Origin of the sequence: Streptomyces sp. NPDC047981 (assembly GCF_040653315.1) — a bacterium.
Classification (GTDB): domain Bacteria; phylum Actinomycetota; class Actinomycetes; order Streptomycetales; family Streptomycetaceae; genus Streptomyces.
This window is the reverse complement of record NZ_JBEZNQ010000005.1, coordinates 15,084-33,701: the sequence shown is the minus strand read 5'-3', so window position 1 is coordinate 33,701 and position 18,618 is coordinate 15,084. Positions and strand designations below refer to the sequence as shown.

Sequence of the window (18,618 nt, the reverse complement as noted above, 5' to 3'; positions counted from 1 at the left end):
GAGGCCGCCCGCGCCGAAGCCGAAAGTACGGGCTACGACGAGTCCGAGTACCAGTTGGGTTCGGCGACCGGCAAGATGACCCTCCAGACCTACGTTCCGAGCTCCATCGCGGCAAAGGTCAAGGAGATGCAGCAGACCGGAAAGTCGGCGGAGGTGATCATCCTCACCGCGGTGGCTCAGTGCGCGGACCGGCTCCCCGAGCTCATCGTCGAAGCCCGCGGGCCCGTCCACGAGGGTGGTCTCTTCCCGGGACTCGAGATGATCGAGCGTGGGCCTGGCCGTCCGAGGAAGGTCGAGCCGGCCAACTCCCGGCTGCAGTACTCCGTGTCGATGAAGTGGATGCCGACGCTTCAGGCCACGGCGAAGGCTCACAACCTCAAGCAGTCTGTCCTGGCGCGGCTCGCGCTGGGCGACTACTTCAAAATCCCTGTCCGACTTGAGCGCGTCAACTGACGTCGCCGTTCGAAACGGGCAGAGACGAGTCCGGGGCGGCACCTGCATGGGTGCCGCCCCGGACTCGTGCTCGCGCGGACTACCGGAGGATGGCGAAGGTGCCAGCCGCGACGACGGCTCCGACAAGGGTTCCGGCGAGGACCTGAGCGACTGTGTGGTCCTTGAGCGCAACCCGCGACCAGCCGACCAGCGCGACCAAGGCGTACCCGGCGAGCGCGAAGGGCCCGTAGGCGAGCGCGAGCATGGCGACGCTGCCGGAGGAGACCGCGGCGTGGACGCTGATCTTCCAGGCGGGCGTGACGGCAAGCAGGGCAGCGAGGGTGGTGAGCATGGCGGCGATGAGGGCGATCATCGGCTGCGGGGCGCCGAAGGCCCACATCAGGGTGATGCCGGTGGCGACCGAGGCGATGATGAAGATCATCACAATGATGCGCTGCTGACGCTGGCCTACATGGCGGTCGGCCCAGCGGCCTCGGCGTATGCCGTACTTGATGAAGGCCACGGGTATGACGGCCGCGAACAGGCATCCAAGCAGGCCCCAGCCGATGCCCGCGAGGCGGTCCGTGTGCCAGCCGATGAGGATCGTGTCCGCGATGATCCACGTCTTGGGGTCTAGGCCGTCTGTGACGAGCCGGGCGGCGCGAGACTCCGTCGCGCGGGACTCCGTGGGCCGGGTGGTTGCGGTGGTGGTCACGACATGACCTCCTGTCGGAGCGAGGCGAGAAAGGCAGCGGCCTCGGGGGAGTGGTAGGCGCGGGCGAGTTGGAGGAGCCGGGCGACTTCGGCCTCGAAGTCCAGATCGACGATGCCTTCGGCACCGGGCACCGCCACCTCGTGGACAAGGGGGGCTCCCTGAGCCTTGGCTTCTCGTGCGGCACGGAGCCAGAAGCCCTCGGCTGTCGGCTCCACGGCCTCCGGACTGAGCCCGGCCGCGTTCGCCGCCGCCGCGGCGGCTTCCCGCACCTCGCTGGTTGCGTACGGGGCGAGGGCGAGGCCGGCGTCCCGGATCTCGATCACACGGCGGTGCAGTTGCAGGCGTGGGCCGCGGAGAAGACGCGCCTTGAGCACGATGTCGGGGGTGGCGGCGGTGAGGTCCTGCCACAGGGGCTGCAGCGCACGAAGGTGCCGCCAGTCCTGGATGCTTCTCCAGGCGACGCCGAAGGCCGGGATGCTGCTGCCCACGAGGATGAAGCCGATGGCCAGGTACTTCAGCAGGTCGGTGGCGGTGTCGACCGTGTCGTCGGCGCCGGCGGACGTGACTTCGGCCAGTCGGCAGATGAGGTACACGGCGCGGACGAGGGTGTAGACGACGCCGACTCCGGTTCCGATGCCCATGAGGCGTACCCCGATCCGGAGCCATCGAGCGCTCGCCAGACGGGCGCTTCCCCAGAACAGCCAGCTCGCGGTGGCCATGGCGATGCCCAGGTAGACGATGAAGACCAGGTAGTACGCGGTGGCCCAGGTCTGGCCCACGTTCGCCTCGAAGAAGTCCTCGACCTCTTGCCGTCGGGGGACGAACTGGAAGAGGACCGCCATGAGGGCCATGGCGGTTAGGGCCACGTAGTGGCGAGGCCTGACTCGCCGGCCGGTCTCCGGGCGGGCGATGGCGACGACGAAGTCGAGGACGGCGCCGGCGGCGATCATGCCGAGCCAGTGCTTGATGAGGGTGGAGAGGTTGTTGATCCCGACTCTGTCGTCCAGGCCGTGCATGACGCCGGGGAGGCGGAGCGTCATCGACAGCGTGAGGGCCGCGAAGGCGACCCATAGGGCTCGCTGCTTGACGGTGCGCAGGGCAGAGGGGACGCGCCAGATCGTCACCGCCCAGAGCATGATCAGGACGGCGATTTCTAGGTGTTTCACTTCAGGACCAGGTGTTTCGCACGGGATGCCCGAGGGCGTCATGGAGGCGGACAAGACGCTGTTCGGCCTCGGTGGAGGTCGACTGCGTCATGTACCGGCTGGCGCGCTCGTGGATGAGCGTGGCCAGGGTCTCTGCCTTGCGTTCCTGGGGCGTCGCGAACTTTGAGCGGCCCATCAGGTGCGCAATACGGTCGAAGTCGAGGCCGAGTTCCTCGTCGATCGCTTCGGTCATGGTGGCCATGGCCCGGATCCGGGCCGCCTCGGCACGGATGATCGCGGCGACAGGCAGGTCCGGGCGGTCGATGCCGGAGATGCCCCCGTGCGTGCGGGCGAGCAGGCGCTGGAAGTGCTCGGAGGCGAGGGCCAGCTCTCCCTCGCTCGGCTGGTCGGCCAGGTCAAGTTCGGGGGCGACGTGTCCGAGCAGCATGTGGGAGATCTCGTGCAGCACGATCTGCACCTTGAGGATCTCCGCAGCGACGGCATCGTAGAAGACGAGGTCGGCGACATCGAGGCCGAGCCAGATGCCGCAGGGGAGGGCGGGGTCGGGCGGCCCGTCGAGGGGGAGCAGGATGAGCGGGCGGCCCCGCTGCTCCGCGATCCCGTCGCAGAAGGCTTCGAGGTTGAACGGCTGAGGGATGACCAGCTGGTCAGCGATGGCCGCGCACTCGGCGTCGGTCCGCTTCCACCACCGCATGGTCTCCCTCCTCGCCGTCGCAACCCGCCGGCGAGAAGATCAACCACTTCGAGCCGTTCGCGTACTACTTACCGGTTTGCAGCTTAAACGGACCAGCCACAGAGACCGAAATGGGGCGTTCCGGTTGCCCGAAACACCCCAGGTTGTGACGTTTACACGAGTGAGCGGCGTCTCACTGCTTCCGCTTGCGCGGCGGCTTCGCGTCAGGCAGCCCCTCCGCTCGGCGGAGCTGTTTGATGAGCCCCGTGACCGACTTCAGCGAACCTGCGGACAGGCCGCTGAGCCGGAAGGCCGCGGCCTGGACGTTCTCGTCCTCCAGGACCTGGGCGAGCTCATCGGCTTCGGCTGCCTTGCGGTTCTCCTCACGGAGGCGCGCGATGCGCTCCTCGATTCGGTTCTCGATCGCCTCCGCATCCTCGCCCTCTGCGAGGTAACCGACGGTGACCCCGAAGAAGTTGGCGATGGCACGCAGGGAGTCCACACCAGGGTTGGTGTTGGTGTTCTTGTGGATGGTCTGCACCGTGCCGTGCGAGACCGACGGGCCCGGCAACTTCTTCGTGCCCTCAGCGATCTCCATGTACGTGTACGGGCCACGATTGTCTGGATGGATCGTCGTGATCAAGAAGTCGAGTCGCTCGGCCAAGGTCTGCCGGCCGGTGGGGGTGCCCTCACCCATCGCCGCTCACTGCTCCCGTCCACTACGGATCATCCTGTAGTTCACGCCTGAACCACCACCCTCATTATCTATCGCCCTAGACGGCAAGCGCTACACGATCAAGCAATTTGCGTCTAACTCACTTAATGATCAAGCGCTCAACATGACGCCCATCACACGATCGCCCAATACGACACATACGCGCTTGACAGCCGCCACCTGGATCAACGTATGTTCATCCAGCCTCATCTAGCGCGCTAGATGAACAGGGGAACACAAGCTCAGGCTTCTACGTCTAGCACGCTAAACCTGTTGATCGTGTGTGCGCCGGATGCGGTCGGGGGAAGGGTCGTGGCTCGTGTCGCGGCGTCAAGCCTCGTCAGCAAGGCCGGTGTCCGGAGGGAGTGGGATCCCTCCGAACACCGGGACGCGCCGCCTCGGAAGGGGGCGCGGTTCACCGGGTGCTGGACCGTCTCGCCGTAGGAAGCTGCGGTCCAGTCCCCTGGATGAGGGCAGTTTTTCATGCGATCACTCGTGCGCAAAGGTACGGCCGTCGCCGGCGCCGCCGTTGTGGCGGCGGCAGTGGCTGGACCAGCACTCTTCTCGGCTCCCGCAGTCGCGGCCGACCGTGAGGGAAACAAGGGGCGCGCGGTCGGCTGGCAGCTGAAGACCGGCAAGCAGAGCACCTTCTGGGGAGGTACGCACCTCCTGGACAACGGGTCGGCGGCCTTCTGCCTCGACTTCAACCTCTTCGGTCCGAAGGAGGGGTCGGACAACGGCTACAAGCCGGAGCAGGCGCCCGCTGAGCTCGGCGCCGACACCAAGGCCCAGCTCGCCTACATCGCCGCGCAGTACGGCAAGCTCCCCGACACGACTGCCGGCCGGAACACCACCGCGGCGGCATCCCTTCTCTCCTGGGCCCTGGCCGACCGAGACGGGGTGAAGGAGGACGGCTTCAACAGCGAGAAGCTGCCGTGGAAGTCCTGGCTGGCGAAGGGAATGCCGCATGGCGCAGTCGCCGGCTTCGGCGCCGACGCCAAGATCGACACGGCTCCTATCGTCGACGAGTTCAACCGGCTCCGCTCCGAGGTCGCCGCCATCGACGCCGCCCCGTACATGCTCACCGTTCCCGGGGCAGGTAAGAAGTACCCCTACGAGCGCATCCCGGCGGAGAAGAACCTCACCGTCAAGGTGGCCCAGGGCAAGAAGCCGGTCTCTGGCGTCTCGATCAGCACCACCAGCCTCTACAACGTCGCCGCGCCGAAGGCGCCCGGCACCGTCGGCGTCACGAACGACAAGGGCGAGACGACCTTCGCGTTCACCCCGGACAAGCCGGGGAAGAAGGCCGGGGCATCGTTCGCCGCCGATGTCACGGTGAACACGCCCTCCTTCTGGGCCACCGACAAGCAGGTGTCGGGCAAGCCCATGCAGCGGCTGATCTTCTTCGCAGCGGAGAAGAAGACGCTGAAGGTGGACGGCGCCATCGAGTTCGAGCCCGCCTCGATCGTGATCGCGCTCAAGAAGGACCGTGCGAGCGGCAAGGAGATCGATTCTCCGGCCACGTACGAGATCCGGGCGAACGACGCGTCCGGCGCCGAAGGCAAGCCGGGCGGCCTCGTCACCACGGTGACCACCGGCAAGGGGGGCAAGTCCGCGCCCGTCGACCTGGCCGCCGGGACGTACTGGATGGTCGAGACGAAGGCCCCTGAGGGCTACGAGCTCGACAAGAAGCCGACCCGGTTCGAGGTGAAGGCGGGAGAGGAGACCGTGATCACGGTCTTCGACAGTCCGCTGCCGAAGCCGCCGACCACGCCGCCGACAACTCCACCGACCACGCCGCCGGCCACCACACCGCCGAGCACTCCGCCCGCGGTGCCGCCGACGACTCCGCCGGCCACACCGCCGTCCGGGGACGAACTCGCGCACACGGGCGCGGATCTCACCGCGCCCCTGGCAGCCACTGCCGCCGGCCTGCTGCTTGTCGGCGGCGGCGTCCTCACCGTGGCCCGACGCCGCAAGACGGCCGGGTCCGACGAGTCCTGATCCTGATGCGCTACGCGGCCCGGCGGCTGGCTCTCTTCCTCCGCTCGCGATGACCCACCAGTCCGGCCGGCACTGACCCCGCCATGCCTCCGCGAGCGGCTCCCACGACACGGGTGTTGCCCCCGCTCACCCTGCTTCCTACCGGGACGCCGCACGGGCCGCGTCAGCCCTTCTTCCAGACGTACGAGGAACACCCATGCGTTCTCTGATCCACAAGGCTGCCACCGCGACGGCTGTCGCAGCCCTCTCCATCGGTGGCGTCACCGCCATGTCGAGTCCAGCGGCTGCTGCCGTAGGTGCCGGCTCGTGCACCAGGAACATGGCCGACTACACCGCGTGGACGGACACCACCGTCCACCTCCGCAGCGGCCCGAGCAGCGGCTACGCCAGCCTGGGCCTGCTGAGCACCGACACCAAGGTGACCGTCATGTGCTGGCGCTCCACCACCTGGGCCTACGTGAAGGTCCGCAGCGGCGCCAACACCGGCAAGACGGGCTGGGTCTCCACCAGCTACCTGGCCGTCCAGATGAACCTCTCGTAGGGGTCGAGCCCCTCGATGACGGGAGCGGCTGCGTTCCAGGCTCAGCCGCCCCCGTCGCACCAGTCCGCGGACGAAGTACGGCGCACCGCTAGGTCTTCCGGACCCGGTACGCGCCTCTCCCTGCCTTTTTCGACCCCCGCAGGCGGATCCCTCATGCCTTCAGAAGTTCGTTCTATACGCATTTGCTCACGATTGACCTCTGGTGTGCTGGTCGTCGCTCTCGGGGCGGCGCTCACCGCCTGCGGGTCCGGCACGACAGTCCAGTCGGCACCCGAATCCTCCCCTTCGACCTCGGCCTGGCCGGGCGGCCCGGTTCCCGGGAACGGCACCATTCCGGTCCCGACGGGACCCGCGGCGCCCGAAGGCGCCGAACTGCCCAAGGACGTCGCCAAGGTCGCAGCCGACTTCACCACGGCTTGGGCCAGCCACGACGCACGCCCCGGGAAGGACAAGTCGTACTCCGACGCCGGGAAGCGGGCCGCCGCCTTCGCGTCCGAGGACCTGGGCGCCGCGATCAGCACCGACCGCCCGAGCACGGCCTCCTTGTGGCGGCAGTGGACCGCCGAGAAGACGACGGTCACCGCGACCGTCTTGAAGGTCTCCATCCCGGACGGCGCGCCGGCCCCCACGAACACCACTGCACTCGCAAGGGTCCTGTACCGGCTCACCGAAGCCCCCGAGAAGGGCAAGACGACCAGCGACACCAAGCAGGTCGCCTTGCAGCTCGAGCGAGGCCCCGACGGCAGGTGGCGCGTCATCGCGCTGCCGTACGCGTAGGCGGCCGGCGTGCAGAAGATCCTCAAGTGGGGCGGCGGGATCGCTGCCCTCTGCTTCGTCATGATCTTTGCCCTGCTGCTGATGCTCGGTGGAGCGGGCGGTGCGAGCGCGAACAACACCGGCCCCGGCGGGTCCATCACCGCCGACGCTCCGGTACCGGACTGGGTCCGGAAGCTGATCGAGAAGGCGATGGGCAAGAGCTGCCCGCAGGTCACTGCGAGCCTTCTCGCAGCCCAGCTGTACCAGGAGTCGGGATTCCGCAAGAACCCGCCCGACGGCGGGGCCGGCGCCCTGGGCATCGCGCAGTTCATTCCGGGCACCTGGGCAACGTACGGAGTCGATGGGGACGGTGACGGCAAAAAGGACCCGCTGAACCCCGCCGACGCGATTCCCGCCGCCGTGGCGTACGACTGCCGCCTGGCCGAGATCGTCAAGAAGGTCCCCGGCGATTCGGTGAAGAACATGCTGGCCGCGTACAACGCGGGCGAGGGCAACGTCCTCAAGTACAACGGCGTGCCGCCCTTCGACGAGACCCGCAACTACGTCGAGACGATCACCACGCTCGCAGCGAAGTGGGCGGCCATGGCCGACGGCCAGGTACCGCTTCCGCCCGGGTCCGGCGGCGCGGCGCGCGCCATCGCCGCGGCGAAGACCGCGCTCAACACCCCTTACCAGTGGGGCGGCACCTGCAAGTCCCCGTACCGGGGGATGCAGGGCTGCGACTGCTCCTCGCTCGTGCAGATGGCCTGGGGCGCGGCCGGCGTCAACCTGCCGAGGACGACCTACGACCAGGTCCACTCCGGCACCCCCGTGAACTCGGTCAGCCAGCTCCGCCCCGGCGATCTGCTGTTCAGCGTCGGTAGCGCCGCGGTGCCTGAGCACGTCGGCATGTACATCGGCGGCTCGCAGGTCATCGAGGCACCAAGGACCGGCCTCAACGTCCGGATCAAGCCCCTGTCCTGGTGGCAGGGCCAGATCGTCGCGATGCGACACATCGGCTGACCTGAGCCTCCTCGACTCTTCCTTCCCGCGCCCGGGCCACTCCGGTACCGGCATTCCTGCAAATCAAGGACAAACCATGGCATCTGACAGCAAGTGGACGATCCTCGCCGACGGGGTCAACGACGTGATCGGCGGCGTGAAGCCGACCTGGGGGCCGTTCGGCGCGCTCGGCAACACCTCCAAGGTGATCATCGGCGTTATCGCGGCAGTCGTCCTCGCCGTGTCCGCCGCAACATTCCTCCTCGGCGTCGCCAAGTCGAAGGGCTGGTTCGGTTCCGGCAACTCCACCATGCACACCGACCAGGGCAAGGGTCAGATCGTCGGGGGCCTGGCCGGGATCTTCCTCGTCGCGTCCGCCTCCACGATCTTCATGCTCGTTTACGGCATGGGTATCTGAGGCGGCCTCCATGACCAACGACACCAAGACCGAAGGCCGGCCGTGGTCGGCCGAGCGCGCCCCCCGCCGCGGGCCCCGTCCCCTCACCCTGGTCGTGATCGCGATCGTCGTCGTCACCGTGGCCGGGCTGCTCATCGCCAACCTCGCCACCTCGGGGAGGAGCGACAGCCCGGCCGCGCAGACCCCCGCCGCCTCAGGCGCGGACAACGGCTCGGGCTCCACCACCTCGCAGGAGACCGGAGACGGGCTCCACAAGAAGGACGGGGTGCCCGTCGGGTACGCCCGCACCGAGGCGGGGGCAAAGGCTGCCGCCTCGAACTTCCAGGCCGCCCAGTCCACGGCGAAGTTCCTGGCCGACAAGGACACCCGTCACAAGGTGACCTCCGTGATCATGGCGCCCGAGGCCGTCGCCCAGCGGCTGAAGACGCTCGACGAGCAGACCGAGACCGCGATGGGCAAGCTCGGCATCCTGCAGAACGGGCGTACCGTCGACGGAGCGCCCCTCATCAACCGGCAGGCCACGCTCGCCGCGCAGGTGACGAGCTTCAGCAAGGACCTGGCCACCGTGGAGCTCTGGACCGCCGCGGTGACCGGAGTGGCCGACGCCAACTCCAAGTTGCCCCCCACCAGCGAGTTCAACCAGTGGAACTACACGCTTCGGTGGGTGGAGGGCGACTGGCGCGCGGTGACCATCACCCGGTCCGCCGGGCTGGTGCCGCAGGCCACGGCCGGCCAGCCGTCGTCCCCCAACTCCTTCCGTGAACTGGGAGGTGACGCGGATGCCCCGCCGTACGCAGGCTGAGTCCCAGCCGCGCCGCGCGCCGAGGCGCTGGTCCTTCCGTGGCATCCCTGCGGCGATCACCGCCGCCCTCCTGACACCCCTCTGGCTGATCTTCACCGCCCCTCCGGCGCAGGCCATCCCCGGCCCGTGCGACATCCCCGGTGTCTCCACGGTGTGCGACGTCGTCGACGGAGCGGGCGCGGTCGCGGACTTCGTTTCCGACCCGCTCGGCTTCATCGCGAAGAAGATGGGCGAGGCCGCGGCCTGGTTCCTGGAGAAGATCATCGGCCTGATGGACAAGACCACCAAGGTCGACTTCACCAACCCGGGCTTCCTCAAGCAGTACGCGCTGATCTTCGCCGCCGCCACGCTGTTCACCCTGATCCTCTGGCTGATCGCGGTGGCCAAGCGCGCCATGGCCGGTGTCTCCCTCACGACCGCCATCTCGGAGGCCGTCGGCCTCCTCCTGGTCCAGGTCCTCGTCAACGCCTTCACGCCCGCCGTCCTCGTCCTGGCAAACCAGCTCGTCGACGAGATCACCAAGGTCTTCGCGGGAAGCGCGATCGAGGAGGGCAAGGGCTTCATCGAGAAGCTCACGAAGGTGATCCTGGCGACGCAGGGCACGAACGCCCCCGTCGTCCTGATCATCGTCTTCTTGATCATCATCATTGCCGCGCTGCTGGTGTGGATCGAGCTGCTGATCCGCGCCGGCGCCCTCTACATCGGTGCGGCGCTCGGCCCCATCGTGAACGCGGGCCTGGTTGACCGTGACCTGTGGGGGCGCACCAAGAAGTGGGCCGGGATGCTCCTGGCCCTCCTGCTGGCCAAGCCGGTCCTGTTCATGCTGTTCGGCCTCGCCGCGGCGATCATGAACTCGGACTCGCAGTCCAACTCGGAAGCGGTCAACACGCTCCTGGTCGGTGCGCTGCTGCTGTTCCTCGCGGTGTTCTCCAGTGCCTCGCTCTACAAGTGGCTGCCCGGGTTCGGAGACCAGATGGGCGACCTGATGAACACCCGGAAGGCCGCCGCCCAGTCCGGCCCGGCCGCCGCCGTTCCGGGCCCCGCGCAGGCAGCGAACTCTGCGATGAACGCCCGCATGACGAACTCGGTGGTCGGCGGCGGTGGCGGAGCCGCCGCGCTCTCCAACCCTGTGACTGCTGGCGCGGCGGTCGCGAAGGCCGGCGTCGACATGGCCAAGAACAAGGCCGAGGGCGCAGACACCATCGCGGACCAGGGGGCTGGCGGCGACACTCCCGGGCCTGACTCCGGCGGGCAGTCCGGCGGCGGCAGCGGCGGCGCGCCGAGCACCGCTCCCTCCACCAACCCCACCGGCACCTCGACGGTGCCCGTCGGCGGCGAAGGCGGCGAAGGCGACTCAACTCCCTCGTCGTTGGGCAACGGCACGGCCAACCCGACGGGATCGTCCGTTGTCCCGGCCGACGCCGGTGGCTCCGGAGAGGGATCTTCCTCCTCGTCCCCGTCGTCTGCGCCGGCCACGCCTACGGGCCCGTCCACAATCCCGACGCCGACGCCGACGGGCCCCCCGGCTGCCGGACCGTCCGGGTCCGGACCGACCGGCCCGTCCCGGGTCCCGTCACCCACACCCGCGAGCGCGCCTTCGGCGTCAGCTGCCCCCTCGCACAACGGGGGAGGAGCGACCCCTCCGTCGCCCGCGTCCAGCACCCAGAGCGGCACCGCGGCACGAGCCGTCCCCTCGACCGTGCCCACCCCGTCAGCCCCGGCCAATCCCACCCGGCCGACATCAGGAGGAAGTGGTAGCTAATGGCCGCTGACCGTACATACGTCTTCGGCAAGCCGCGGCCGACCGGGCTGGTCGGCAAGCGGGACCTCGGCGAGCAGGTGCTCTTGGTCAGCGCCGCCGCCATCGCGGTCCTAGCTGGCTTCATCTTCTCCGCTGTGCCCGTCCTCGCGGTGATGGCCATCGTCCTGCCCGTCGGTGCGGCAGCCGGCGCCGTGTTCGTGCCGTACAAGCCGAAGGGCGCCTCCTCCCGGCGCACCCTCTACAAGTGGTGGAAGATCCAGCGCGACCACAAGCGCACCCTGAAGGTGACGGGCGGTGTCTGGACGTCCCCGGCCATCGAGGCCGGCGTCCGCCGGGACGGGACCGCACCGGAAGCCGCGCTGGAGCCCGCTCCGGGTATCCAGCGGATGCGGCCGATCACCACTTCTGTCCGCGGACAGGACATCGCCGTCGTCCTCCAGCCGGAGCTCGGCTGCGTCACGTTCGCGTTGGAGATCGCCTCGCGCGGGCACGCGGGCAAGGACCGATCCGAGCAGGAGCTCGCCCTGGAGCGGTGGGGTGCACTGCTCGATTCCTTCGGCAACAGCACGGACAACCCGATCGACCGCATGTCGGTCCTCGCCCGCCAGCTGAAGAGTGACCCGGAGGCCCACCAGCAGCACATCGCCACCCGCGCGCAGTCGCCAGCCACCGCGAAGGTCCCCGGCTGGCTCGCCCAGTCGTACGACGCGCTGTCCGACGCAGTGAGCACGAGCGCCGAGGAGCACCGGTACTACGTCGTCGCGTACGCGACGTGGAACAAGGACTTCGCCGCGGAGTCGTACGAGCGCGGCGAGGGCGACGACGGCATCGCCGCGGTGATGGCCGCCGCGGCCGAGGAGCTGTGGGCCCGCTGCGAGGACGCCGAACTCCGCGTCGTCGCTCCCATGGACCTCGGGGCGCTCGCTGCCCTGATCAGGAACTCGTACGACCCCGATCATCTGATCTGGGACGAGAGCCTGCCGATGCAGCACGCCTTCCCCCGCCAGGTCGAGGTCGTCGACAAGCGCTGGTTCCGTGCCCGCGCCGCCGACTCGCCGGACGGCTGGTACCACTCGACGGCGGCCGTCGTGTCCTGGCCGAACACACCGGTCGGCCCCGACTTCATGGCGCCGCTGCTCATCGGCCTGCCGGACGTCATCCGCACGGTCGCGGTCACGACGCACTTGGAGCCGAACGACGCCGCCGTGAAGCGGATGCTCAGCGAGGACACCAACAACCAGGCGGAGATCCAGCGCGACCTGCGTCTCGGCCGGAACGTCGACCCGCGCGACCTGATCGCCACGCAGGCCACGGCCAAGCGCGGCATGGAGCTGGCCGCCTCCGGCGCCGCGGGTGCGGCGATCGTCGGCTACATCACCGTCTCGGCGCGAACCGAGAAGGAACTGTCCAAGGCCAAGCGGGACACCGGTGCCAAGGCCCGCTCCTCCCACCTCGGCATCGAGTGGCTCGACCTCGAGCACCACCGTGCCTTCGCGACCACCCTGCCCTTCGCTGGAGGGATCAAGAAGTGAGCGTTTTCTCCCCCTCGAAGGAAACCGCGACCCGTCCGCTCTACACGACCACCCGGGCCTCGCAGTCCCTGTACCTGCCGATCGCCCCGCCCACGCTCGGCACGGCCGGCGTGGTCGTCGGTCGGGAGCTGTTCAGTGGAAAGGCCTTCATCTACTGCCCGTTCTCGATCTTCGGTGACGGTCTGCCCGGTGGAAACATGCTGGTCATGGGCGACACCGGCCGCGGCAAGTCCGCCCTGAACAAGACGTACGCCCTGCGCCAGGCCCGCATGGGCCGACGTCTGGCCATCCTGGACACCAAGGAACAGAAGGAGAGCGGGGAAGGCGAGTGGGCGGCCGTGTGCCGCGCGCTGACCGGCTCCGAGCCGATCAAGTTCGTTCCGGGCGGCGGCCCGGGTTCGGCGTGCATCAACCCGCTGGATCCGGCGATCAGCGGCCGGCGTCAGGTTGAGCTCGTCCGAACCGTCGTCGAGCTGGGGCTCGGCCGCAACCTGGACGAGTTCGCCGGCAGCGCCCTCCGCATCGCCGTACGCCGGGCGAACGAGCGCGCGGGGAGCGAGGACCGGGTCGCGATCCTGCCCGACGTCGCATACGCGCTCCGCCACCCGACCGAGCAGGACGCTGCGGCCAAGAAGCGCAGCCTCGACGAACTCCTCGCGGACGGTCTGGAGGCGTCCTACGTCCTGGACCGGCTGTGCGGCGGCACCGAGGACGACGCGGCCGGCGGCGGCGACCTGGTCGGGATGCTCGACGGTCCGACCTCGCTGAGCGTCGACCTCGACGCGCTGATGATCGTCTTCGACCTCGCGCGCGTTCCCTCGGGCGGCGCGGCGATGACGATCCTCATGGCCGTGATCAGCGTGTTCCTGGAGGAGGTGTGGCTGCGGGGTGAGTGCGAGTGCGGGACTCCGCCCGATGCACACGGCCGCGTCATCACCGATGCTGCGTCCGGCGCGTGGAAGCGCGGCGGGAACCCGGCTACGGGCTGCCGGAGCTACAACCAGATCAAGCGGATCCTGATCTTCGAGGAAGCCTGGCACATCCTCGGCACCCCGCAGCTCGCGAAGCTGCTGGAGAAGTTCCTCAAATTCGCCCGCGGATACGGCCTGAGCTGCATCTTCATCGTCCACCACCTCTCGGACGTGGACGACAGCACCGAGACCGCCGCCGCACTGAAGATGGCGGACACCCTCGTCATCTACTCGATGAAGGCGGACGAGGCACGCGAGGTGGTGGCCCGGCTCAACTTGCCGGCCTGGACGGCCGACCACATCCCACGTCTTCGGCGCGGCGTAGCGCTGTGGAAGGTAGGAGAAACGGTTTACCCCGGCGTCCAGCACTTGCTGACGACCACCGAGGAACAGCTCTGCTTCTCCTCGAACGCCATGTCCGAGATCGCGGCCGACGAAGACGAGTCGGCCGAGCTCGCGGCCGCATGACCGCCGGGGGACTGCTCCATGAACGCTCCTGCCCCTGCTGGTGTGCGGGCCCACGCGCCCGGACCTCCGCTGCTCGGCCAGACGGTCTTCGAGCAGTCCTACCCGGCCTCCGGGCCCGGCTGGGCCCCGGGCCGGGTCGGCGGCTGGTGGGCCTTCTTCACCTGCGGCTGCTGCCACGAACAACGCTACGAGCCGCTGGCCTGCCTTCCGGCGGACGCCACCGCGGAGACGCTGGCCCGCCACGCCACCGAGTTCTGGGCCCAGCCCTGCGTGCTGCTGCCTTTCCACGACGGCTTCGCCGTCTACCCCGCTGGAGGTGAATCGTGAGGATCTTCCGAGGCCGCGACGAACGGGTCGCCCAGCGAGCCGGCCGGCGCCCCGGACTCGATGCGGTCGCCGACAGCCTCCTGTCCACCTTCCTTGAAGCTCCGGACGGGCACCCGGTCACTCTGGCCGCGATCGCAGAGGAGCGCGGCCTGCCCGCGCGGCGACTGCACGCCGCCGCCCGCGCCCTGATCGCCTCCGGCCACCTGGTCCGAGTCAAGCACGAGAACCGCGGCGGGCGGTGGGCCACCGACCTGTTCGCCTTCGACACCCCACTCACGGCCGAGGAGCTTGAAGCGGTACAGGCCCGGCACTCTGACGCGGTCACCATCACCGTCGAATCGGCGCAGACCTCGGGGGCACAGCCGACGCCCCCAGCCGAGCGGGGCACCGCGCTGCGGCGCCCCACCGAACCGCGCGTCCTCCCGGAGGACATCGAGCTGGTCACCGCCGCATCGGTGCGAGCCGTACTCGATTCCCTGCCGGGACAGCTCACCGCCCTGCTGCCGTCCCCCCTCCCCACCGCCATCCAGTCCGCCGCAGAGGCTGCTCTCGCCGCCGGCCGTACGCCCAAGGACCTGTGCGCCCGGGTGCTGCGCCGCTGGTGGGCGCACGGCTACGCGGTCAAGGCCGCCTCGATCCAGAGCCCTGTCGGAGTCGCGATAGCCCTGCTGCGGCCCGGATCGTGCCCGGACCCGCGGTGCGAGGACGGCGTGGGACTCGACTCGGGGGCTCCGTGCCCCCGCTGCGCAGAGCGAAGCGAGGACCACCACCGGGCCAAGGCCGCAGAGCGGCGCGCGTCGGCGGGGCCGGCGCCCGAGCACCACGATGCCCCCACGCCGACCCCTCCGCCCTACAGCTCTCTCGACCTGGTGGCTGCGGTCGATCCCGACACCAACGCCACAGGGGTCGCCCGCGTCCGCGCGGCCCTGTCCGCCGCGAAGGACGCCCGCTCCCGCTCCCTCAACCTGCCGATCAACTCCATGTCCAGGAGGCCCTCATGACCGACGTTCCCTCGCTCTTCGGGGGCGATGGTCTGATGCAGTACGGCCCCTGGGCCCTGCTCGGCGTCGCCGCCCCTGTCGCCGCGATGGTGCTCAAGCCGTGGGAGCGCCAGGGCGACGGCGCGACCTGGGGCGGCCGCCGGGTGGAGAAGCACCTGCGGGCCGAGCAGGAGCTCGCCGCCCGTACGGACCGGCTGATCGCCGGACGCGGCACCGTGACGAAGAAGCTCGTCGCCGGTGAGCCCTGCCTGTCCGGGCTGGCCTTCGGCGTCCCGGGCTCCGGAAAGTCCATGGGCCTCCTGCTGCCGAACGCCCTGGAGTGGGCCGGCCCCTTGGTGATCACGACCGTCAAGGCGTCCGACCTGGACATGATCTACGCCCGCCGGGCGGCGCTCGGGCCGGTCTACGTCGTCGCCCCCAAGGGCATACCCGGCCGCGCGACGGCCCGATGGTCCCCGGTGGAGTACTGCAAGACCGAAGAAGACGCCGACCAGATGGCCAAGTGGCTCGCCGAGGCGTCCTCGAACAGCTCCGACCCCAAGGCCCAGACCTGGCTGGAGCAGGCGCAGCCCATCATCAAGGGCCTCCTCCTGGCGGCCCGCGTGTCCGGGGAGGGCATCACCGCCTTCCGCCGCTGGCTGTCGCTCGGGAAGGACGCCGCCGACACCGTCGAGGGCATCCTGCTCGACGCCGGCTTCACCGAGGCCGCGGAGGACTACGCCTCGCCGTGGCGGCGACTGCACGCCGACGGCCAGGGGTCGGTCCAGCTCACGCTCAACGTGATCGCCCGCGTCTACCAGGACAAGGCGGTGCGGGAGACGAGCTCGGGCAGCGACTTCACCGCCGAAGAGGTCCTCGCCAAGGGCGGCACCATCGCGATCGTCGCCTCCGCATCGGACAGCAAGCGCTTCGCGCCTCTGATCACCGCGCTGATCGCCTCGGTGATCCACGCCGCCGAGACCCAGTACGGCCGCACCGGCAAGCCGCTCTCTCCCGCTCTCGGCCTGCTGATCGACGAGGCCGGCAACGTCCTCCGGTACCCGGACCTCGCGACGGTGCTCACGACCGGCCGCGGCCAGGGGATCGTGATGCTCACGATCTGGCACGACCTGTCCCAGCTACGCACCTCGCTCGGCGACGACAAGGCGAACACCGTCTTCTCCGCCTCACCCCTGCGGATGCTGCTCCCCGGCGTCGCCGACCCCGAGACGCTGAAGTACTTCAACACCATGCTCGGCCGCGCCGAGGTGAAGCGGGCGACGGTGACGCGGGGCAGCGACGGCGGCCACTCCAGCACCACATCCACGAGCGAACGCGACCTCGCCCCCATCCACGAACTCCAGCAGCTGGAGGACGGGACCGCCGTCGTGCAGTACGGCAACCAGAAGCCGGTGCGGGTCCGCCTGCGGATGACGTTCAAGGACGAGGACCTCCAGCGCCTGATCAACGAGCCCACCGCCCAGAAGGAGCTGGCACATGCCTGACGAACTGTCCCTTGACGACCCCGCCGACCTCACGGTGGACGAGAGCACCGGCGAGATCCTCGACGATGCCGACGACGAGGACATCGACCTGGCCGGGTGGGTCTGGGAGGCGATGGAGCCGCCCGTCCGCCGCGAGCGCCTGGCCGAGCTCCGGACCTGGGTCCACTGGCTGGTCCGTACGTACCCGTGGACACACGCCCACGTCACGCCGTGCTGGTACGAGCACAAGGACGTCCGGGAGCACCTGACGGCACTGTTCGTCTCCTGGGTCAGGACGTACACCCCGGGGAGCAAGCGGGACACGGCCGAGGTCGAGTGGATCGACGCCCTGTACCGGACGATGCCGCGCCTGTCGCTTCAGGAGTGCGGTCCGCAGAAGCACACCGAGCAGCGGGCGCGGGAGTTCAAGGACACCGACCGCGTCTTCGAGGTCCATTCCAAGGTCTCGGACGACATGACGGCCGCGGCCCAGCACCCCGGCCTGCAAGAGATGATCCGACAGGGAGTAGAGCAGTGACCGTACCCGTGCCACCGACGACCGCGACCACGCCCGTAGGCCGTATCTGGCCCCGCTGGGCCGCCGGCGCCGACCTCGCGGGCGACACCGGTGACGCCCTGCGCCAACAGCTCCAGATGCGCCTGACGATCCCGCCCTACGTGCAGTCCGTAGCCCTGCTTCTGGGCCGGGACGCCGTCGGGAACCAGTTCACCAAGGTCATGGGCTGGCCGTACGCCCGCCACGCCCTGGACCAGCCGATCGAGTGGTGGCGCACCGCTGACGCGGAGCCCGCACAGCCGGGCTGGCCACGGCGGGACGGGCTCGTGTCCATCCTCGATGTGGCCGACGCGTTCCCTCTGTTCGCCATCCTCCCCGACCGGTCACCTGCCATCGCGTACGCCGGGGATGACGAAGCCTGGCACCAGGCGCGTCGTTCCGCTCTGTCCACCACCATCGCGCAGCAGGACGGTTCGACGGATGTCTGGACCATCCGGGTTCCGGAGGTAGTCGCGCCCTGGCTGACCGTTCACTGGACCGTTCCGTACCCGGCGCGCAACGCCCCGGTGTCGCGGTCGCTGGCCTCGGTGACGTTCGAGCAGCCCACGGGCGGCGTGCTCCGCGGTCGGCGTACCGCCACGATCGAGCTCTCCGAAGTCCAGAGCGACGTCGCCGCACTGGTCCATGTTCTCGTCGGTGCCGCCCGCGACTCGGGCCGTGCCGCGGCCGCAGGATCCACAGAATTGCGCGGGCTGCTGTGGCGCTTCGCCCAGGGCGACGAAGGTCTGGTGGAGGGCGACATCACCCTCGCCCACCGGCAGGCCTTCCAGTGGCTCGCCCCCATCACGCCCGTTGCGCAGGCTTCCTAGGCTGGCTCGGCCGCTCATCACGACAAAGGAGACCTCCTTGAACAGCACTCCCATCCCCCGCGAGCGGGGAGAGCGCGCCCGAGCCGCCCAGCGAGACCGGCTCCAGCAGGCAGTGGCCGCTGGACGGCTCGCCCCGGACATCGCGCAGGCCATGGCCGACCCCGCCCTCAGCCGGTGGCGCGCGTCCAACGGCTTCGCCGTCGTCACCGACATCGAAGCCCTGACCGGCCCTTCGACAGGCAAGATCCAGGTCCCCGGCGACCTCGTCCGGGAAGCGGTTCCCTCTGAGGTCGACACGGCCGACACGGCCGCCCTGTGGGAGCTGTATCGCGTGGTGCTGGCCGACGGGACCGCCGAACAGCAGGCGATCCTGCTCAACCGCACGTTGCTGAAGTCCCTGTGGCGACCCGGGCTGGCCGAGGAACCGATCATGCGCGTGTGGGAGAGCCGGTTCCCCGAACTCGCCGGGCGGCGGTGACTGACG

The 18,618-nt window shown here is 69.4% G+C and carries 20 protein-coding genes; 16 read left to right on the top strand and 4 right to left on the bottom strand.

Annotation, left to right across the window (positions count from 1 at the left end; translation table 11 throughout):
* Nucleotides 1-453: hypothetical protein (locus AB0E14_RS04770; RefSeq protein ID WP_362411994.1), on the top strand; the 453-nt coding region annotated here is incomplete at its 5' end.
* A 79-nt stretch (nt 454-532) separates the two neighbouring features.
* Here the strand turns inward: AB0E14_RS04770 and AB0E14_RS04765 are convergent.
* From AB0E14_RS04765 to AB0E14_RS04750, 4 genes are all read right to left on the bottom strand, one after another.
* Nucleotides 533-1,147, bottom strand: a complete 615-nt coding sequence (locus AB0E14_RS04765; RefSeq protein ID WP_362411991.1) for a hypothetical protein — start codon at nt 1,145-1,147, stop codon at nt 533-535.
* A complete protein-coding gene (locus tag AB0E14_RS04760; RefSeq protein ID WP_362411988.1) occupies nt 1,144-2,313 on the bottom strand; it encodes an MAB_1171c family putative transporter in 1,170 nt (389 codons plus the stop codon). The genes AB0E14_RS04765 and AB0E14_RS04760 overlap by 4 nt, the downstream gene beginning before the upstream one ends.
* A 1-nt stretch (nt 2,314) precedes the next feature.
* Complete coding sequence (locus tag AB0E14_RS04755) at nt 2,315-3,007, bottom strand: hypothetical protein (protein WP_362411985.1); 693 nt, start codon at nt 3,005-3,007, stop codon at nt 2,315-2,317.
* Between the two features lie 172 nt (nt 3,008-3,179).
* Nucleotides 3,180-3,683, bottom strand: a complete 504-nt coding sequence (locus AB0E14_RS04750) for a helix-turn-helix domain-containing protein (RefSeq protein WP_362411982.1) — start codon at nt 3,681-3,683, stop codon at nt 3,180-3,182.
* Between the two features lie 561 nt (nt 3,684-4,244).
* On the opposite strand from AB0E14_RS04750, the gene AB0E14_RS04745 reads away from it, so the two are divergent.
* The 15 genes from AB0E14_RS04745 (at nt 4,245) to AB0E14_RS04675 (ending at nt 18,612) form a co-directional block, all read left to right on the top strand.
* Nucleotides 4,245-5,705, top strand: coding sequence for a prealbumin-like fold domain-containing protein (locus tag AB0E14_RS04745; RefSeq protein WP_362411979.1), 1,461 nt, complete (start codon nt 4,245-4,247; stop codon nt 5,703-5,705).
* Between the two features lie 196 nt (nt 5,706-5,901).
* Nucleotides 5,902-6,246 carry an SH3 domain-containing protein gene (locus AB0E14_RS04740; RefSeq protein WP_362411976.1) on the top strand — a complete coding sequence of 115 codons (345 nt, stop codon included), beginning with the start codon at nt 5,902-5,904 and terminating at the stop codon, nt 6,244-6,246.
* 204 nt (nt 6,247-6,450) lie between these two features.
* The gene (locus tag AB0E14_RS04735) at nt 6,451-7,023 is read left to right on the top strand and encodes a hypothetical protein (protein ID WP_362411973.1); all 573 of its coding nucleotides are present in this window, start codon (nt 6,451-6,453) and stop codon (nt 7,021-7,023) included.
* Nucleotides 7,024-7,032: 9 nt separating this feature from the next.
* Complete coding sequence (locus AB0E14_RS04730; RefSeq protein WP_362411970.1) at nt 7,033-8,025, top strand: bifunctional lytic transglycosylase/C40 family peptidase; 993 nt, start codon at nt 7,033-7,035, stop codon at nt 8,023-8,025.
* Nucleotides 8,026-8,101: 76 nt separating this feature from the next.
* Nucleotides 8,102-8,422, top strand: a complete 321-nt coding sequence (locus tag AB0E14_RS04725) for a hypothetical protein (protein ID WP_362411967.1) — start codon at nt 8,102-8,104, stop codon at nt 8,420-8,422.
* A 10-nt stretch (nt 8,423-8,432) separates the two neighbouring features.
* A complete protein-coding gene (locus AB0E14_RS04720) occupies nt 8,433-9,224 on the top strand; it encodes a hypothetical protein (RefSeq protein WP_362411964.1) in 792 nt (263 codons plus the stop codon).
* Nucleotides 9,202-10,986, top strand: coding sequence for a hypothetical protein (locus AB0E14_RS04715; RefSeq protein WP_362411961.1), 1,785 nt, complete (start codon nt 9,202-9,204; stop codon nt 10,984-10,986). The genes AB0E14_RS04720 and AB0E14_RS04715 overlap by 23 nt, the downstream gene beginning before the upstream one ends.
* Nucleotides 10,986-12,518, top strand: a complete 1,533-nt coding sequence (locus AB0E14_RS04710) for an SCO6880 family protein (RefSeq protein ID WP_362411958.1) — start codon at nt 10,986-10,988, stop codon at nt 12,516-12,518. The genes AB0E14_RS04715 and AB0E14_RS04710 overlap by 1 nt, the downstream gene beginning before the upstream one ends.
* On the top strand, nt 12,515-13,957 hold the full coding sequence (locus tag AB0E14_RS04705; protein ID WP_362411955.1) for an ATP/GTP-binding protein: 1,443 nt from the start codon (nt 12,515-12,517) through the stop codon (nt 13,955-13,957). The genes AB0E14_RS04710 and AB0E14_RS04705 overlap by 4 nt, the downstream gene beginning before the upstream one ends.
* 18 nt (nt 13,958-13,975) lie before the next feature.
* Nucleotides 13,976-14,284, top strand: coding sequence for a hypothetical protein (locus AB0E14_RS04700; protein ID WP_362411952.1), 309 nt, complete (start codon nt 13,976-13,978; stop codon nt 14,282-14,284).
* Nucleotides 14,281-15,285, top strand: coding sequence for a hypothetical protein (locus tag AB0E14_RS04695; protein ID WP_362411949.1), 1,005 nt, complete (start codon nt 14,281-14,283; stop codon nt 15,283-15,285). Before AB0E14_RS04700 ends, AB0E14_RS04695 begins: the two co-directional genes overlap by 4 nt.
* Complete coding sequence (locus tag AB0E14_RS04690; RefSeq protein WP_362411946.1) at nt 15,282-16,769, top strand: type IV secretory system conjugative DNA transfer family protein; 1,488 nt, start codon at nt 15,282-15,284, stop codon at nt 16,767-16,769. Before AB0E14_RS04695 ends, AB0E14_RS04690 begins: the two co-directional genes overlap by 4 nt.
* Entirely contained in the window at nt 16,762-17,286 is a 525-nt protein-coding gene (locus tag AB0E14_RS04685) for a hypothetical protein (protein ID WP_362411943.1), read from the top strand. Before AB0E14_RS04690 ends, AB0E14_RS04685 begins: the two co-directional genes overlap by 8 nt.
* Nucleotides 17,283-18,134, top strand: coding sequence for a hypothetical protein (locus AB0E14_RS04680; protein WP_362411940.1), 852 nt, complete (start codon nt 17,283-17,285; stop codon nt 18,132-18,134). Before AB0E14_RS04685 ends, AB0E14_RS04680 begins: the two co-directional genes overlap by 4 nt.
* Nucleotides 18,135-18,171: 37 nt before the next feature.
* Complete coding sequence (locus AB0E14_RS04675; protein WP_362411937.1) at nt 18,172-18,612, top strand: hypothetical protein; 441 nt, start codon at nt 18,172-18,174, stop codon at nt 18,610-18,612.
* Nucleotides 18,613-18,618 lie beyond the last annotated feature (6 nt).

Coding starts and splice junctions, on each gene's coding strand:
- AB0E14_RS04755 (WP_362411985.1), bottom strand. CDS start 3,007: ATGCGGTGGTGGAAGCGGACCGACGCCGAGTGCGCGGCCATCGCTGAC.
- AB0E14_RS04750 (WP_362411982.1), bottom strand. CDS start 3,683: ATGGGTGAGGGCACCCCCACCGGCCGGCAGACCTTGGCCGAGCGACTC.
- AB0E14_RS04740 (WP_362411976.1), top strand. CDS start 5,902: ATGCGTTCTCTGATCCACAAGGCTGCCACCGCGACGGCTGTCGCAGCC.
- AB0E14_RS04725 (WP_362411967.1), top strand. CDS start 8,102: ATGGCATCTGACAGCAAGTGGACGATCCTCGCCGACGGGGTCAACGAC.
- AB0E14_RS04720 (WP_362411964.1), top strand. CDS start 8,433: ATGACCAACGACACCAAGACCGAAGGCCGGCCGTGGTCGGCCGAGCGC.
- AB0E14_RS04715 (WP_362411961.1), top strand. CDS start 9,202: ATGCCCCGCCGTACGCAGGCTGAGTCCCAGCCGCGCCGCGCGCCGAGG.
- AB0E14_RS04710 (WP_362411958.1), top strand. CDS start 10,986: ATGGCCGCTGACCGTACATACGTCTTCGGCAAGCCGCGGCCGACCGGG.
- AB0E14_RS04700 (WP_362411952.1), top strand. CDS start 13,976: ATGAACGCTCCTGCCCCTGCTGGTGTGCGGGCCCACGCGCCCGGACCT.
- AB0E14_RS04690 (WP_362411946.1), top strand. CDS start 15,282: ATGACCGACGTTCCCTCGCTCTTCGGGGGCGATGGTCTGATGCAGTAC.
- AB0E14_RS04685 (WP_362411943.1), top strand. CDS start 16,762: ATGCCTGACGAACTGTCCCTTGACGACCCCGCCGACCTCACGGTGGAC.